General features: G+C 40.5%; 15 protein-coding genes. 6 read left to right on the forward strand and 9 right to left on the reverse strand.

Going from position 1 to position 16,808, the window contains the following annotated elements; all coding sequences use genetic code 11:
• Nucleotides 1–254 precede the first annotated feature (254 nt).
• The 3 genes from N483_RS07355 to N483_RS07365 all read right to left on the reverse strand — a co-directional run bounded on the left by N483_RS07355 (nucleotide 255) and on the right by N483_RS07365 (nucleotide 2,274).
• A complete protein-coding gene (locus N483_RS07355) occupies nucleotides 255–839 on the reverse strand; it encodes a GNAT family N-acetyltransferase (RefSeq protein ID WP_023401401.1) in 585 nt (194 codons plus the stop codon).
• Nucleotides 840–914: 75 nt separating this feature from the next.
• Nucleotides 915–1,661: a hypothetical protein gene (locus tag N483_RS07360; RefSeq protein ID WP_023401400.1), complete on the reverse strand. Its 747-nt coding sequence runs from the start codon at nucleotides 1,659–1,661 to the stop codon at nucleotides 915–917.
• A 373-nt stretch (nucleotides 1,662–2,034) separates the two neighbouring features.
• Nucleotides 2,035–2,274, reverse strand: a complete 240-nt coding sequence (locus N483_RS07365; protein WP_023401399.1) for a hypothetical protein — start codon at nucleotides 2,272–2,274, stop codon at nucleotides 2,035–2,037.
• Nucleotides 2,275–2,941: 667 nt separating this feature from the next.
• On the opposite strand from N483_RS07365, the gene N483_RS07370 reads away from it, so the two are divergent.
• Together N483_RS07370 and N483_RS07375 are read left to right on the forward strand one after the other, a co-directional pair.
• Nucleotides 2,942–3,256: a hypothetical protein gene (locus N483_RS07370; RefSeq protein ID WP_023401398.1), complete on the forward strand. Its 315-nt coding sequence runs from the start codon at nucleotides 2,942–2,944 to the stop codon at nucleotides 3,254–3,256.
• Between the two features lie 305 nt (nucleotides 3,257–3,561).
• Nucleotides 3,562–3,972, forward strand: coding sequence for a disulfide bond formation protein DsbB (locus N483_RS07375; RefSeq protein ID WP_023401397.1), 411 nt, complete (start codon nucleotides 3,562–3,564; stop codon nucleotides 3,970–3,972).
• Nucleotides 3,973–4,040: 68 nt separating this feature from the next.
• Here N483_RS07375 and N483_RS07380 read toward each other — a convergent pair whose 3' ends face one another.
• On the reverse strand, nucleotides 4,041–4,487 hold the full coding sequence (locus tag N483_RS07380; RefSeq protein ID WP_172642428.1) for a DUF1353 domain-containing protein: 447 nt from the start codon (nucleotides 4,485–4,487) through the stop codon (nucleotides 4,041–4,043).
• Between the two features lie 847 nt (nucleotides 4,488–5,334).
• Here N483_RS07380 and N483_RS07385 point away from each other — a divergent pair.
• Nucleotides 5,335–6,987 carry an alpha/beta hydrolase gene (locus N483_RS07385; RefSeq protein WP_023401395.1) on the forward strand — a complete coding sequence of 551 codons (1,653 nt, stop codon included), beginning with the start codon at nucleotides 5,335–5,337 and terminating at the stop codon, nucleotides 6,985–6,987.
• Between the two features lie 43 nt (nucleotides 6,988–7,030).
• On the opposite strand, the gene N483_RS07390 is transcribed toward N483_RS07385, so the two are convergent.
• Entirely contained in the window at nucleotides 7,031–7,213 is a 183-nt protein-coding gene (locus N483_RS07390; RefSeq protein WP_023401394.1) for a hypothetical protein, read from the reverse strand.
• A gap of 200 nt (nucleotides 7,214–7,413) precedes the next feature.
• Here N483_RS07390 and N483_RS07395 point away from each other — a divergent pair, with 200 nt between their 5' ends.
• Nucleotides 7,414–8,835 (forward strand): PQQ-dependent sugar dehydrogenase, encoded by a 1,422-nt coding sequence (locus N483_RS07395; RefSeq protein ID WP_023401393.1) that lies wholly within the window; start codon nucleotides 7,414–7,416, stop codon nucleotides 8,833–8,835.
• Nucleotides 8,836–8,888: 53 nt separating this feature from the next.
• On the opposite strand, the gene N483_RS07400 is transcribed toward N483_RS07395, so the two are convergent.
• Both N483_RS07400 and N483_RS07405 read right to left on the reverse strand, forming a co-directional pair.
• A complete protein-coding gene (locus tag N483_RS07400; RefSeq protein ID WP_023401392.1) occupies nucleotides 8,889–10,712 on the reverse strand; it encodes a methyl-accepting chemotaxis protein in 1,824 nt (607 codons plus the stop codon).
• A gap of 137 nt (nucleotides 10,713–10,849) precedes the next feature.
• Nucleotides 10,850–11,329, reverse strand: coding sequence for a MaoC/PaaZ C-terminal domain-containing protein (locus N483_RS07405; protein ID WP_023401391.1), 480 nt, complete (start codon nucleotides 11,327–11,329; stop codon nucleotides 10,850–10,852).
• A 529-nt stretch (nucleotides 11,330–11,858) separates the two neighbouring features.
• On the opposite strand from N483_RS07405, the gene N483_RS07410 reads away from it, so the two are divergent.
• Nucleotides 11,859–12,569 (forward strand): hypothetical protein, encoded by a 711-nt coding sequence (locus N483_RS07410; protein WP_023401389.1) that lies wholly within the window; start codon nucleotides 11,859–11,861, stop codon nucleotides 12,567–12,569.
• Between the two features lie 50 nt (nucleotides 12,570–12,619).
• Here N483_RS07410 and N483_RS07415 read toward each other — a convergent pair whose 3' ends face one another.
• Entirely contained in the window at nucleotides 12,620–13,453 is an 834-nt protein-coding gene (locus N483_RS07415) for a mechanosensitive ion channel family protein (protein WP_023401388.1), read from the reverse strand.
• Nucleotides 13,454–13,946: 493 nt separating this feature from the next.
• Between N483_RS07415 and N483_RS07420 the strand changes: the two genes are divergently transcribed.
• Entirely contained in the window at nucleotides 13,947–16,007 is a 2,061-nt protein-coding gene (locus N483_RS07420; RefSeq protein WP_023401387.1) for a di-heme-cytochrome C peroxidase, read from the forward strand.
• A 50-nt stretch (nucleotides 16,008–16,057) separates the two neighbouring features.
• On the opposite strand, the gene N483_RS07425 is transcribed toward N483_RS07420, so the two are convergent.
• The gene (locus tag N483_RS07425; RefSeq protein ID WP_155250814.1) at nucleotides 16,058–16,750 is read right to left on the reverse strand and encodes a helix-turn-helix domain-containing protein; all 693 of its coding nucleotides are present in this window, start codon (nucleotides 16,748–16,750) and stop codon (nucleotides 16,058–16,060) included.
• Between the last annotated feature and the right edge of the window lie 58 nt (nucleotides 16,751–16,808).

The raw sequence follows: 16,808 nt of genomic DNA on the forward strand, positions 1-16,808 counted from the left end.
GTACCCCAAAAATCCTCTTAATCTTCAAAAAGAGACAAGCCCACTGCTTGATAACCACCTTTAATCGGTGAGGTTATTTTTTATGTCAGCCACTTTGACAATGTTAACTTGGCTCGTGTTTACATTGACTGGCAGTAATCCAGAATTTAGAGTTGGTTGGTAAGGGTTGAGGCGGGTAAAACGTACAGCTAGGGACTAAGCAAAAATCTAAGGTTGCAGTTAGTCGATATAAACAACTAACTGCTCATATCGGCTTAATATTTTCCTAATTTTGCCAGTAGGTTATTTTTAACGGCTGGCCATTCGTGGGCGAGTATTGAATAAACAGCGGTGTCTCGAATTGAACCATCTGACATAATCTGATGACTCCTTAGTACGCCGTCTAATTTAGCACCCAGTCTTTCTATGGCGGCTCGAGAAGCCTGATTAAAAAAGTGGGTTTTAAACTCTAATGACATCGCATTGCATGTGTCAAAAAGATGAGACATCAGTAAGTATTTACATTCTGTATTAACAGCAGTTCTTCTGACCGAATTCGAGTACCAAGTATAGCCAATCGACGCCCTTCGATGGTTTTCTTTGACATCATAGAATCGAGTAGTGCCCACTATTTTATTGTCATGTTTGGTTTTGACTACGTAGGCTATTTCGCCAAGTTCCATACCAGCTAGTGCTTTATCAACATAAGCATGCATATCTTCAGGGGAAGGTACTGACGCATACCAAAGTCGCCAATTTTGTCCATCATTTACGGCGGCAATGAGATCTTCACAGTGTGAACGCGCAATAGGCTCTAGTAATACAACTTCACCTTCTATTGTTCCACTTGTTAGCCACATGTTTTATCTCCTTGACTCAATAAGTTAAGGAGAATTGTAAATGAATCACAAAAAATAAAAAGTGAAGATGTTTATTCAGTCAATTTTTATGATTTTTCTGGCAATTTGCTTATCTTGTGATGGCGTACTAGTGTGAAAAACCTGCTCATAGCAGCTTAATTCACCCTGTTTATCCAATTCATGGCAAGTAAAATGAATCCCAGTATTTTGATAGCTTTTTTCGCTTCGAATTGCTGACCATTGATCTTCTAACAATGAATCGAAGTGATCACCTAAAGCATCGTCTAATATCCGTTTCATGTCTAATGTTGATACGCTAACACCGGTGTCGCTCAACTCTACCTTACGAAGTTTTACTCGGTTTGAGTTTTTCTCCAGTATCCGCTCGCCTTCCTTAAGTTCGTGCTTATTTTCTAGTTCTTGTAAAAGAATGATAGAGAGATCTCTGATAATGTGTGTCTGTATTAGCTGAAACACGCTCTCTGTTGAACACCCACCAGCTTTAGATGCGATATCCAAGATATGCAGAAGATCTTTGTCCGGTAGGCTATTTTGCGATATACACATGCCATATTGGGCATCATTTATAACCGTAAATTCAACTTTTTCATCACCTTGAATCGGCAGTGAGGGAATTTCAATAGTAGGGTGACAACTGGCAATGAGGAATTGCTCGAAGCCCTTCATAAATGCTATTTGCAAATAACCAGGTTCTACTTGTTTGATACGTAAAATATAGTTCGCCTCAACGTCAGCTCGAAGCTTGCCGCATGACGCGTCTAGTTTATCTTTATAGTAAATACTGTATTGACCATCTTGCATCGTAATTCCCTACTCATGCAGCCGCCGTCCTCAATATTCAGCTCGATAATGATCGACAAAATTTTCCACATCAGAGCGCTGATATTGGCATTAAAGAGGCTTCACACCGATATCACAGTTGTTTAACAATTTTGAATATGATAGCTGCTGGATGTATTTTTAATTGTTATTGTTTAAGTATTAATCTAAAGCCAAATACCTAAAATGTAAATAATCAATTTACACTTTAGTATACTTAACCAGCTTCTAGACTTAGGTCGAGGAAAGGTAGCTAGTAATGTACGTCGTTATACCCTATTCCAAGCAATATAACCTCAGTCATTACCTTTTATTGGCAACAAACTCTATACACTCAAACAGCTGAATGTCTCATTCAGTTTAGTAAGGCAAAGCGCATATTAAATACGCCCTCAGCGACCTCTTCTATCTCGATAGAAGCGGAATGGCGATATAAATTTAACTGGGTTAAAAGCCTCGTCCGATCTTCTACAGATGATACATCTTCATCCAAAAGCAAAGTCGCATTGATATAGTGCTTTTTTGATTCGGTATACTTACGCGCTTCAGTATCGCGTTCTTCGTATTCAATTTGTTCGATCAATTTATGGTCCATAGCACATCTTTATTGCAAGTTATTTAACGCTAATAACTATATAAAAGTCCTTGTAGCTCAACTATTACAAAGTATTACACGTGCGAACAATTTAGTCTACACATCAAGCCCGGACAAATCACCTAACTGATTCATCATGGGCGAACGCTGATTTATAGTAAACATTTTCTGGTCTTTGTCACCTTCTTCTTCATTCACAAAAACTACCCTTAAGCCATTGTTTTTATGTAATTAAAAACTTTACCCTAGTACAATTAACAATATGTACCTTCGTCGCTCGGTGTATCATCTGCATGCCCTAATAACCACAACAAAGAGTTGCCTCACCCATGAGCAACCGTTTTTCCTTGAGCATACCTGGGATCTCTAAACAAGATCACAACAAACCCATTCTGCGCAATCACGATCTCCGCAAACCTACAAGACACAATATCACTAGACTTAAAGGCTCCTTGTAGGTCACGCAGTGTTTTTCTATTGTTAGCCCCCTCCTTAATTATAATTCACATCAATAACATTCAGAGAGTCTGAGTTATAAACATAACAATATGGGACGAGTAAAGCTCGCCCAGAAAAATAAAAAAAAGCTTGCCAATACATTCTTTGAGAATAGAATACCCCACCAATAGAGCACAAGCTCTATATAACAAACTATTAAGGATGAATAATGAAAAAACTAATTACCTGTCTTATGGCATTGTGTGCATTCAACGCTTCAGCAAATAGTGAAGAGTTAAACGCTAAACTATTATCAAATAAGATTAAAATTGTTGCTTTTGGTAAAAGTGGCTGGGATGACCGTTGGAGAGAACCAACTTGTAGCATTACAAAAACAGACAAAGATGAATATGGCCGCCCCTACCTAACTAGCCACTATGATATGTGTAGATGCCAAAATAGCATTGAAGCAAAATATTTAGTAGAAGACACAAGAGATAACCCTAAAGACGAATTAGTGATTTGCTATATAAATAATAACTAATTCGATGGCTGTTAAGGTCAGATATATCTCTGACCTTATACAAAGAAACCGACCTCATAGCGAGGTCAACGTCCTACTTATCAAGCGCATATTGAATACAAGCAGCATCTTAGCCAGATGACTTAATCCTCACAAAAGATTCGCATCAAATACTTCGAAGCTCTGATTTTAAGAAAAGTTTAAGATTGATCGGAATTTTATATTGCAAAGTAACAAGCATAAGATAGAAAAATTACCACGCCCCCCATACTAATGTTACAATGTAACGCTATTTACGACTTTCATTTTTATTTATAGGTATTTAAATGGCACCTTTGCAACTAGAAACATATATCAAATACAGCAAATTTGTCGCTTTGGCAGCGATTTTGATCAGCATTGTCGCTTGGACTGTTGAACTAACTGGCGTCGTCTATGTTTGCCCTTATTGTAGAACACAACGGACTGCCATTGGTCTTTTAGGGTTACTGTTGATCCTTCCCAGTGCATCTCACTGGATCTCCAAATACGCAGCGCTTGTTATTGGTTTTTTTGGTGCGGTGGTTGCTGCAAATCAGCACTTTATGGGCTGGAAGAAAATCTCAGCAGGTACTTTTAAATTTCATGAGCACATTGCCATGGATCCATTTATTTTATCAGGTATGGCCATGACGGGTATTATTGGTTTAGTGTTTTTACATTTAAAACAAGTAAACCCAAACAAAGTAAATGACTAGCTAAGCCTCTCAATTTATTGCAATCTCTTGGTCAGCACACTAAATTGAGTGCTGATCTGACTGAATCACTACAATCCATATACGCTCGGGTTCCTGCCGTCTTGTCGTATCAACTCTTCTAGCTCTTTTTTATAAGCTTGGTCTGCATCGTCGTTATGCCAATACCACCTGCCAAATAATTCTACCGCCAAGCGCATTATTTTAGCTTTAGCGTCACCGACACCAGATTCACACAACATGGAATAAAATAGCTCATCTGCTGCTGCTCTCTCTATCTCATGGGTATGATAAAGCCAATCGTGGACTAACGCCGCTTTCATATATCTAGGATTAAACGGGGTCCCTACCATGTGATAGGCCAGAGTAGGAATACTTGCGCCATCATATTGGAAAAACTTGGGTACCCAACGAACTTTACCGTTATGCTCATAAGGAAAGTCATCTACAAGTTCATAAGCATTCTCTAATTTATTTGAATGTGTCAAGATCACTGGCTTAAGGTTGAGTGCGTCCACGATCATTGCCCGAAAAAACAAACAGTGTAGTTATTCAAGCATGTAAATATGTCAGTTTTGCTAGGTAAAAATAGACGTGGATGGAGAAACTTTGGGAAAGATCACTAGTAAAATGAACAGCCAACAAGAAAAACTATGGCAACCCCGCCTTGGAGTTGCCATACTGGTCAAGTTGGTTTGTCCCTTATTCTTCTTCTTAGTTGGGACGCCAAGCATCCTCATACTGAAGGCTACTTGATATTAAGGGCTTGTTATTATTTTTATTGCCCAGATTTTGCTGTGGCACTAAGCCTCAACAAGGACCCATATTAGGTATCCCAATCACCTAAAGTCAACGAAAAAATAACTTTAATGTTTGAAATCGCTAATATTATTAATTTATTTATTCTTGAGCATTTATCCATGTCAGATGACTAATATTTGACATGCTATGTCTTATACCGCGAGCATAGAAGAGTGTGTAAGTAATAGGGTAAAGAAAAAGTAATATTTAAGACTAAGTACATTTTTATGAGCTCATCGCCAGCCCAGCTCAAATAACTAAAATTTTAAATTTGATACTCAGTTAGCCTATTAGAGTTATTCGCAACCATTATCGAGCTCTAATCGAGCGCCGTTTTCTTCCTATGGCTGTTAAACCAAGTATCTGAACAATATAACTTTTAAAATCATCAAACGTTAAGGGCCTAGCTCCTGCTTCAAAGAACTCGTTACACCACTTCGGTCATGCTAGTGCAAGTTAATTAAGCTCCAGTGTTATTTTCACAAAAAATATACATTTATATATGCATCGAGTTTATTTCAACGTCAATCGAAACTCTCTTTATAGAAAATAAAAGGATGACACATGTATAAGGTAAAATTGGCACTTTTGTGCTTATCGGTATTTGGATACTCACAGGCTGCTGCACACTCAAACGCCTCCGAGTATAATCGTTATGTGAATTTTAATTGGGGCGAATGCCCCAGCTCTTTTACCACCCCAGATAAGCGCAATCTCTGTTCCTTCGCGAAAGTCCCAGTTAACTGGGACAAACCAAATGACAAACAAATAGATATTTTGGTCTCAAAATATCCAGCAAAAAGTAACCAACCCAAAGGCCAAATTTGGTTTTTACAAGGTGGGCCTGGTTATTCCGCAAGCTTTTACGCCCAGCACTACGACACAACACTTGCCCAATACACACAAGATTATGATTTATACATCCTTGAACACCGCGGTGTGGGCTGGTCAACACATTTAGAGTGTCCAAACAAGCCTGGTGGCGACTACCAACAATATCAACAGTCGTGTTATGACGCACTCCATCAGAAATGGGGTGACGATTTATTTCACTTTAATACCACAGGTGCTGCACAAGACTTAGCCTACTCTATCGACAAAAGCCGAGCAACAAACTGGTTGCCTAGCTACGTTTATGGCGCATCATATGGAACGCTTTGGGCGCAACGCTTTACTCAAGTAGCACCGCAGGGTGCCCAAGCGATTATTTTAGATTCCATCGTACCATCGAAAGGGTTTAGCTTGGATCTCTGGGATGAGAACTTTAATTATATATTTAGCGGATTGGCTGAATACTGTAACGCTGATCCCTTGTGTCAAAGCAAACTTGGCAATGATTCAGAGCATACGGTCAAAACATTGTTAAATAAGGTTTATTCAAATTCCCACTGTCCGCAAACCAAGTTCAATCAAGATTCATTGCAAGCGCTATCCACATTACTCATGATGCGCTCTGTAGAAGGCGCGCTGATGCCGACTTATTATCGACTAGCGAGGTGTAATAGTGACGATGTTATTGCCCTTGATAACCTACATCAATTTATTTTTGAAGGTACTGGTCGTAAACTACTCGAGTTGCAGCCCAAACCAAAAAACGACTTCTCTCAGGTATTGTCCAGCCTCATTGTTCACAACGAGATAAGCCAAGAACATAGATCCCTTGAGGCGCGCCTCAACTACTGCAAAGATGCGGTATCTTGTATTCCTAAAGCACTGCTGTACAGCCGCTATATTCAAAAGGCGGTATGGGGAAACAAATATCGTAGTCAGTTTACCTATACTGACGTTCACCATTACATCCCGACACTCATGCTCAATGGTGATTTAGATCCACAAACGCCGCATAGTTACGCTCACGACTTTATGCGGACTTTTACCAACATAAACCAGCGTTACGTTGAATTCCCACAAATCCCACATGCCGTGATCTTTGAATCCCCTGCTGATACAAATACAGGCAATAACTGCGGAGTTGATGTAATGCAAAGCTTTCTGAACAATATATGGCAACAACCAAATACTGATTGCATTGCAAAATTGCATGGTCTCAATTTCAACTTGCCACCATTTGAAAGTACATTGCTGTTTGGAACCGAGAATGCATACGATGGCAGTGCACAAGTTATGACACTGGATTCATTAACAAGGCTACGAGATGCGCACCCAGAGAAGTTTTCGGCAGCCCGAGATACGTTAATGCGTGTATCAGATTTTTAGAAACTGATCAGATGAAGACGCCAATATGGCGTCTTTCGCAATACTAGCAACGACGTGAGCCACAAGCGCGGCAAGTCAAAGTCGCAGGACATTTTTTGCCAGTAATATCACAACCAAAATCTGAGTGAGCACGGCCACCTGCCACATTTGGTGTGTTTTGTTTTTCGAGCTCGTTATTAAGCTGTGTAAGTTGTTTGAAGTTTCTTTTTTTCAATTTAAGTTTCATTTTTAATTTCCTTTTGTTTACTTTTTAACCTTCACGTTACACTACCAGACAATCCTCTTAGTCTCAATATAGGTAATAAACGTATTCTCTACTGTTATTTAACGTTACAAATTTACCGCCGACTCATCGAATAAAACGTACTATATTTTCACTTTCCCTTTATACTCTTTTGGTTGTGAGTAAAAAACGCGCGTATAAAAATGAAAACTATCAACTCTGTAGCAAGTATCTTGACGGCGCTAAGCGTCGTAACTCATCAAGCCTCGGCTAAGGAAAATGTCGAGGACATATTTAAAAATAACTGTGCATCTTGCCACGGTGCTCAGTTACAAGGGGCTATGGCAGGCTCGCTGCTCGATACGCAGTGGCTTACTGATGGCTCGGATAAAGCTTTAGCAAACGCCATAAAAAATGGTCTACTCGATCGCGGAATGCCTGCTTTTGGGCATACCTTGTCTGAGCAAGCTATTCGAACCTTAGTCGTGTATATTCGTGAAACAAGTTATAATGCCGACACCGCAAAACTAAAAGCGCCCACTTTAAGCAAACAATTCAAAACAAACCGTCACAATGTTTATACTCGAGAAGTACTTTCAAGCAAAGGTATTATTTGGGCTATGGACTTTTTACCTGATGGAAGCTTGATATATACACTTCGCCAAGGCGAATTATGGCGTGTTGACGCCAAAGGCAATCGCACACAAATCAAAAATACGCCCACAGTCTGGCATCGCGGACAAGGTGGCATGCTCGATGTGCTTCCTGACCCTGATTATGAAAAAAACGGCTGGATATATCTGTCCTACAGTAAAAAAACCGGCCAAAACAAGGCGGGGCGTGACATCGGGATCACAGCCATTGTTCGCGGAAAAATAAAAAACGGCCAATGGGCAGAACAACAAACCTTATTTGAAGCGCCAAAACACACACATAAAAACCGTGGCTGGCACTTTGGTTCGCGTTTTGCCATTGATAGAGAATACCTCTATTTTACCAACGGAGACGAAGGTCATCAGGATGATGCGCAAGATCTGACAACCCAAAATGGTAAAGTTCACCGTATTTATAAAGATGGTCGAATTCCAAAAGACAATCCTTTTTACAACAAAAAAGATAGTCTCAAAACAATCTGGACCTATGGTAACCGCAACCCACAAGGTTTAGTTAAACACCCTAAAACCAACCAAATTTGGTCAACTGAGCATGGTCCTAGAGGAGGTGATGAACTCAACTTGATCAGCAAGGGCGTAAACTACGGATGGCCAAAGACTACATTTGGTATGAACTATGACGGCTCGCCTATTACACCTCATACGGAACTACCGGGTATGCAATTGCCCGTTCACCAATGGACGCCTTCCATTGCTGTTGCAGGCATGAACTTTTATACAGGGAGTCAGTTTAAACACTGGCAGGGAGACCTTTTTGTTGGCAGCCTTGCAAAAAAACAACTGCATCGAATAAGAATCAAGGACAACCAAGTTATTGAAGATGAGATAATTCTGAAAGGACTTGGTCGAATTAGGGACGTTATCACCGCACCATCAGGCGAACTGTTTATTACTGTGAATGACCGTAATAGCAACACGAGCAAAATAGTTGCATTGAGTGCACAGAAATAACTGAAGTTGGTAGCGTTGCTGCAAAGCACGCTGCCTTTAGCCGCTTTGATTTATTATGATAATTTAAAAAATGACGCGGATGTACGCAGCCTCATAGACAATTCAACAACCTCTTTGACTGAATTAGACAAGTCGTTACTGGCCTGCGTCGAACGCTTTGTTGTTGCATCAACAGCTTCAACAGTTTGATTAATTTGATTGAGCCCCGTTTCTTGCTGCTTCGAAATAGACATAATGTTTTGCACAAAATGAGATGTTTTATTGGCTGCGGGGATGATGGTCTCCAACTGTTTACCTGCATTTTCAGCTAAGCTAACGCTATTGACAGCGGTTTTGCCAATTCGCTCCGATGCATTTTGACAGCGCTCAGCCAGTTTACGGACTTCACTTGCTACAACAGCAAACCCTTTACCGTGCACTCCTGCGCGAGACGCTTCAATAGTCGCGTTCAAAGCGAGTAAATTTGTTTGATAGGCAATCTCATCGATGATCTTCACTTGCTCGGCAATGGTCTTCATTGCGTTTATCGTTGTTTTCACCTTTTGTCCCCCATCGTTTGCTTCCTGTGTCGTATTAATTGCGACCTGCTCCGTGGCAAGCGCATATTCACTATTCGCTTTGATTGATTCGCTAATAGAGGTCACGGCTTGCTTTGTGTCCGCGACACTTTGCTCTTGAGACATCGCAGTGGACTCCATTTCTTTTGCTGTGCGAATAACTAACGAGGAGAATTGCTCGAGTGCCGTTGCACTTTGCTTCACCTCGAATACGACTGTTTTAAACTGCTTAGCCATGCCTTTTAACGCACGTATTAACCTGGCAGTCTCGCTATTACCGGTTACTTTTCTCTTGAAGTGCAAATGGCCTTGTGCCAACGCATTTGCAATGGAAACAGCCTCATTTATCGGCCCCGTGATAGAACGAGAAATAATAACAGCCAATAAAATTGCAGCTAAAAGACTAAACACACTTACCCAGATCACAAAGTTTTGAGATACCCTGTTGTCTTTTTGTAGTATCGGTCCTAATTCATCCTGCTTATCTTTAATATTCAATTTTAAAGATTCAATTTTACGTGCTGCTTGTTGGCCTATAACATCTAATCGCTCTCTTTTGAGGGCATTACGTTTATTAATAACATCAACGAGTTCTGTAAAGCGGTTCATATACCTAGGTGCAAGACTGCGCACGTTGACAAAATGTCGCCGCCGTATCTCATTTTGCAACTGTTCATCTAATTCTTTGAGGTTTCCTAAAAATACGCTGTACTCTCTGTTAACTTGCTCAACATCCTCACTGTCATTGCTATCCAAAAATTTGATCACGTGTAGCCTCACTAACAATAAACTTCGAAGTGCCAAAGACGCGTAAAATGCGGCCTCCATGTCATTGTCTTGGCGCGCGCTAAGTAATACCCGAGACAAATCTTGCTCCATCAAAGGCCCCATTTTGTTCAAGCTGTTGTGTACAATTTCATTGCGCTGTGCAATTTTTTCTTCAACTTTCGAAAACGTATTGGCGTATTGTGTTGCGAGATTTTCCACATCTATGAAAGTTTGTATTTGTTCATTGCTAGTTGCATCATGGTGAGCATTCGCCAATAGTTCATTCAGCGTTGCCATTCGTGTGCGCTCTTCTTGCAGAGCTGTCTGGCTGCCTGTATTGATATAATGAAGCGCAGCGATTCTAATCGTAAGTAAATTTGCTTGAACGCGCCCTGCGTTATTGGTGTTTCTTGCTAATGAACGGTACTCTTTAAACCCATCAGCTGCAGTATTAAGTGCCTGAACAGACACTAAAACTGCACAACTAAACAAAAGCAATAACACACAAAAACCTAAACCAAGCCGACTCGATATTTTAAGCTGTGCAAACATATCAACCTACTGGTATATCCATACCTTTGGTATACAGTTCTAAAAATATAATACAACGGCTTCACATTGCTGACTTTTATTGTAAAAACCTCATTAATCTACTTACTTTTAAATTTAAAAATACCCTCAAAAATGAGTTAACACGCGCTATTTAGTTCTTTTTGCTTGGTGGAGCTTATTTCAATACAGACCTTTTCAGTAGGAGCGAGAACCGTTGCAATGCCAAACACAACCTCTTCTTTTCTTTGATTGCTACATTGGCAATCGATGATCAATGAACCATGTTGAAAATCTTTGTCAATTACAGTTACTTTTGTGGTGATTACATCTCCTACTACAACAGGTAAAGCAAATTTTAGATCTTGTGAGAGGTAAACCGCTCCAGGCCCCGGAAGTTGAGCGCTTATTACCGCGGTGATCTGCGCAGCAGTCCAAGCTCCCTGTACGACAGCCCCCTGGAAAGCCATATTGCTAGCATATTCTTTTGCCAAATTATCAAGACTTTCCTCTTCAGACAGTATGCTTAAGTCTTGGATATCACTCAATTGCACCTGCCGAATACGCATTGCACTCTGGCCTATTTCAATGTCTTCAAAAACAACATTCTCTAGTTTCATTTTTTACCCTGTCATCTAGACGCAATTATCAATATAGCTCTCTGACGCTATGACTATTATTGCCTCAATTGACTCAGTCCTTGAGACATGCACCAGAGATGTTGAAGCGCATAATATAATCATGATTTAAAGAATATTTTCCGATACTGGCTTATTTATTTCCCATTGTACCTATAACCCGGTCACCAACTTGACCATGCATTTTGCCAAGTGCACAAACCGTACCTTGTTGACCTCTAGTGCTAATCGCTTTCGCTGCAAAATCGGCCATCCGAGTCTCAATTTAGTCCTTCGACATATGTTTTTTGGTCTAACTACAGTATAAAAGCGAGACTTTTCATAAATAAGTCAGTTTATAGGGGTTACTTAGCTGGCAAATAAATAAGCAGTTTTATGAATATAAAATTAACGATAGGCCATTGAATAATAAAAATAATAATAAACTTTTTAACTTTATCGTTAGCGCTTTACATAGGCGTAATAAACAGTATGATTCGTTCCGATTCAAACAACACCTATAAGGAAGGAAATGAAATTACTTGCCTTAGCATTATCAAGTGCTCTAATTTCAACAGCAACATTTGCTAGCGACACATTTAATTTTGATTACGTTGGCGCAGGCTACGCCAAATTTAAGCTTAAAGAAGAAGATGGCGATGTCAGCTTAAATGGATTTACAGTAGAAGCGAGCAAACAGCTTAGCGAAAACTGGGTTATCTCTGCGCAATATTTAGATACTTCAAAAGATATGGCTAAATCTAGTGTCGAAAAATATAGCAATGGAACTTATTCAACACATCTGGAATTTAACAATGACATTGCACAGTGGAATATAAACACAGCCTATATTATTCCCTTAGAAAACAATGCATTGTTAGAATTTGTTGGCTCAATTGGCCGCATTAATATGGATAATGATACTTTTATAGAGCAAACGATTGATTTTTCAGAAACTCATGGAGAAGAACGCTCACCTTTGCATGATCAATGGAGCTACGGCTCGCAATACCATTCAAGCACTTACGGTATCGAAGCAAATTACCACATTGCTCTTTTAGATAACCTTAGAGCCAGCGCAGGTCTTGGTTATCAACGCATTAAAGAAGCCGACGATAAGAATGAACTTGTCTATCAATTTGAATTAGCTTATGACATTACTAATGACTTTACTATCAGCGCAACTTACCGAAACGTAGATGTATACGAGAATCATTTTGTAACTGTTAGATATAACTTTTAAATGCACAGTGTAGTGGGAACAGTGCGTTCCCACTATGTTATCTTTTTGTTCTAGGCACTTTTATCAATAATATGTACATCTCTTTGAGGGAAAGGAATGGAAATATTGGCTTTGTCTAGCGCTGGTTTGATGGCTCTATTGGTAGCAAAATACACATCCCAGTAATCGTCAGTTTTGCACCAAACCCATATCGTCAAATCAATTGAATTGTCGCCATACCCCACCACACCAACAAAGGGGGCTGGCTCATTAAGTATTCTCTCGTCACACTTCGCCATCTCCAATATAGCGCGCTCAGCTTCATCAACACTGTTGTTGTAACTGATCCCAACAGACAAATCGACTCGTCGAATGGGTTCATGTGTCACATTGTTAACTTGCTCACTTGCTAAAGGCCCGTTAGGTAGAATAATACGGCGATTGTCTAAAGTGACTAAAAAAGTGCAAAATACATCAATAGCCTCAACCACCCCCTCTTCACCCTGCGCAACAATATAGTCACCAACCTGAAAGGGTTTAAAAATGAGTATCAATACACCACCGGCAAAATTGGAAAGGCTTCCTTGTAGTGCTAAGCCCACAGCAAGCCCCGCCGCGCCCAAAATGGCAATAAATGAAGTCGTTTTAACACCTAACATAGAGATCACTGATATAAACAAACACGCTTTGAGTAACACAGTAGCGACACTACTGAGCCATTTTCTCAATGAGATATTGAAGTCTTTCTTTTCTAGTAAGTAGTCTATTGCGTTACCAACAAGCGAAATAAGCCAAAGACCCACTATCAAGGTAATAATTGCAAGCGCCAGTTTCGGTGCGAAATTAACGACATGCTCAGTGACTAAGTCCATTACTTTTTGCGGATCAAACGAAGATGTGTCCATAAGAACCCCCTTAAATTAAACCTTAAGGATTAAGCTTAGTTAAAAAAATGAAATTAAAAATGAATTTTTATAGAACAAATGTTCAAAGTAAAAGAAATACAGCCAATATCGGTCCCAACATCATTGTACAGCAGATATGCCCTGCGCCTTTTAGGTTAGCTGCGTTCTTGTTAAGAGGCTTTGAAACTTAAAAACACCAATGGGCAACAAAATCTGTACAAATAGTCCTTTGCAAGGTTTACCCTGTTAGGTTTGTGAGCCAACATTCACGCACAAAGTTTGATAAATGACTCCTCACCCCAACAACCTCGCAGACTTGATTTAACACCCAAGTACGTCTTTTAAATCAACTGCTCACCTAAATCACTGTTTATCAATCACCTTTTTATCACAGCTTTTCGCTTTCACAGTCCTAGTGTAATCCCATGTAATTTTTGCAATTAACAAGTTATGCAAAAATATTAACAACATTCAAATACCGTCAGAGAATATTATGTCCAGAGATTACCCGTTAATACTTGGCTGGCTTCGAAAGAAATGGCCTTGGATTGTATCCACGTTAATTGCTATCGCTATTTTAGTTGTCATGTTTCGCACCGTAACGGCTCTAAGCGAACTCAACTATGGTTTAACACCACCAAAACTCCCTAAATATGAGCACTTAGAAACTAAGTTCATTAATCAATCAGGTTGGCCTAGTATCGAAAACTACAATGATGAGTGGCCTTACCATGCATCCCAGGGAACAGCGACGCTGCCCATTCCTTATGAGTGGTTGGTAGCCCTTGAAGCGCCGAAAAATACTCCTTGGTTTATTCTTTTTGGCCAAGAAAAGGCCTTTTTATCTGAATACATTTACCGGCTTGGTTTTATAAATCTAAATCCTTCAACAGAGTTGGACAGCACCAAATTACAATTGCCCTTAGGACTGGCAAAAACAGCCAGTATTCCTATGCCTGGTTTAGATCGCTCAGCTACTGCGGTTGGCTTTACTTGCACAGCTTGCCACACCGGACAATTTACCTATAACGATATTCGCTACGTTGTTGATGGTGGGCCAGCAATGACCGATCTGGGCTTGCTAACTAAATCTCTGGGAGCTGCCATAGGCCAAACCGTCTTGTCGAGTAAGTTAGCACCATTCGACAGCCGCTTTGAGCGTTTTGCAAAGAAAGTATTAGGCAGTAACTACAATGTTGTTAGCAAAGCAAAGCTTAAAAGTGCGCTAACCGATACAGTCAGCAAGCTTGCCAAGAGTCAGGATACTATCAATGTTACCGAGGGCTTCACTCGACTTGATGCGTTAAATCGCATTGGAAATAAAGTGTTTGCAGACAACATGGATAGGCCTGACAACTATAATCCAATAGAAGCACCAGTAAACTACCCGCATATTTGGACTACCTCTTGGTTTAATTGGGTACAATACGATGGGTCAATTATGCAGCCTTTAATCAGAAATGCAGGCGAAGCGCTTGGAGTCGCAGCATATGTCGACATGCAGGTACCCGAGAATATCATGCAACAACCTGCCACTTTTTCTAGCTCAATTCCTATAGATACCCTTTACGATATCGAAGAGTGGCTGGCAGGTGAGTACCCTTTACGTAACTATAACGGTGGATCAGACCAACTAGGAGAGATAAATGGTCTTCGCGCTCCAAAATGGCCAAACAGCTTGCCTAAACTTAAGCCCGCTTTAGTAATAGCAGGGAAGGAATTGTACAAGCAGAATTGCCAGCAATGTCATTTACAACCAATGGATAGCCCCGATTTTTGGAAGAAAAATTGGCACGAGATCAGCTACGAAGAAAACGGTAAAGTTAAGTCTACAGCTCAAAAATACCTAAGTCTTCACCTCTACTCACTCGAAAAGATTGGAACCGATCCTGCTCAAGCGCTAGTTCTCAAAAATCGTACTGTCAATACCAAAGAGCTGGGACTCAATACAGATTTGTGTGTTGCGGTTGGTAAATATCAAAAAACCCCAGACATGCGTTCTGATTTACAGTTTATCAATGTGCAAGACAGCGCAACCAGTAATTTTGCACTCGCACTCGGCGCGGTTGTAGAAGAGACCAACCAACAGTGGTTTAAGCAAAACTACACTCCATACGATACTCAAAAGCAGCTTGAGGGCGGCAGGCCCAATTGTTTAAGGCATAGTGGCGGTTACAAGGCACGGCCACTTAATGGTATTTGGGCGACAGCGCCCTATCTTCATAATGGTTCAGTCCCAAACTTGTATAGCTTACTGTCGAATCCCTCACAAAGGCCGACTTTTGTTGAACTTGGCCGCCTCGAATTTGACCCTGTCAACGTTGGCATAACTCAAGGCAAGCATATCGAAGCTTTAAATCATCGAAATGATCTACCGCCAGCCAATCAAGTCGATGATTACCAAGGTGGGTATTTCGTTCTCGATACACGTCAAGCTGGTAATCACAATACTGGCCATGCCTTTACAAACGATACTAGTGTACCGGGAAAAATAGGCAGGGAATTCAGCCACGAAGAGAAAATGGCGCTGATAGAGTACTTAAAAACACTGTAATTTGAGATTGTGTGCATACCCATAAGGGTATGCACACGAGCATAATCATGCTATCGGCGCTTTCGCCATGTAAACTGCTTTCGAAATTCACTCGGGGTAAGACGTTCATGTTTTTTAAAAACCTGATTAAAATATGCAGCGCTATTAAAACCACATTGCTGCGCAATAACTCCTATCGGCTGGTGTGTTGTCGCAAGTAAATGCCTCGCTCGCTTTATTCTCAGTTGGTCACAATACTGTGAATAGCTCATACCAAGGCTGTCTGTAAACAAGCGTTTGAGTGTGGCTACACTGAGATTAGCCAATACAGCACACTCGGTAAGACTTGGTATACAAGCCAAGTTACTTTTTATGACGTCCAGCACTGGTTCTATCCTTGCTATATTGCGACGTGGTGCACTTGAAATAGGACTTTGAGATATGTGCACTTGCATGAGTTCTGACAGTACATCGGCAAGTATCGTGAGCTTTTTTAGTGCTTGAGCACTGTTCATGCTCAGCATTAAAGGCATCACTTTGGCTGTTACTGCCTTTGAAAACACGATGCCAGCTTCCAATCCAGTCAGCCAAGCTTGGATCACCTCAAATTCACTGATCTCAACTGAAAATAAATCCTTTGGCCAAAGTACGACAACCACATCACCAACAGGAGCTAATTGATCTGCATTGTCCCAAGTATGCGGTTCACCTGGTAAAATTAAGGCGAGATCAACCGCCTCAAAATAATGAACATCACCGGCCAAAAAACGCTTGCCTTTTGCTCCCAATGTTAAGATTAATTCAAAACAATCATGTTGATGC

The sequence above is a fragment of the Pseudoalteromonas luteoviolacea NCIMB 1944 genome (assembly GCF_001625565.1).
GTDB classification, from domain to species: domain Bacteria; phylum Pseudomonadota; class Gammaproteobacteria; order Enterobacterales; family Alteromonadaceae; genus Pseudoalteromonas; species Pseudoalteromonas luteoviolacea_F.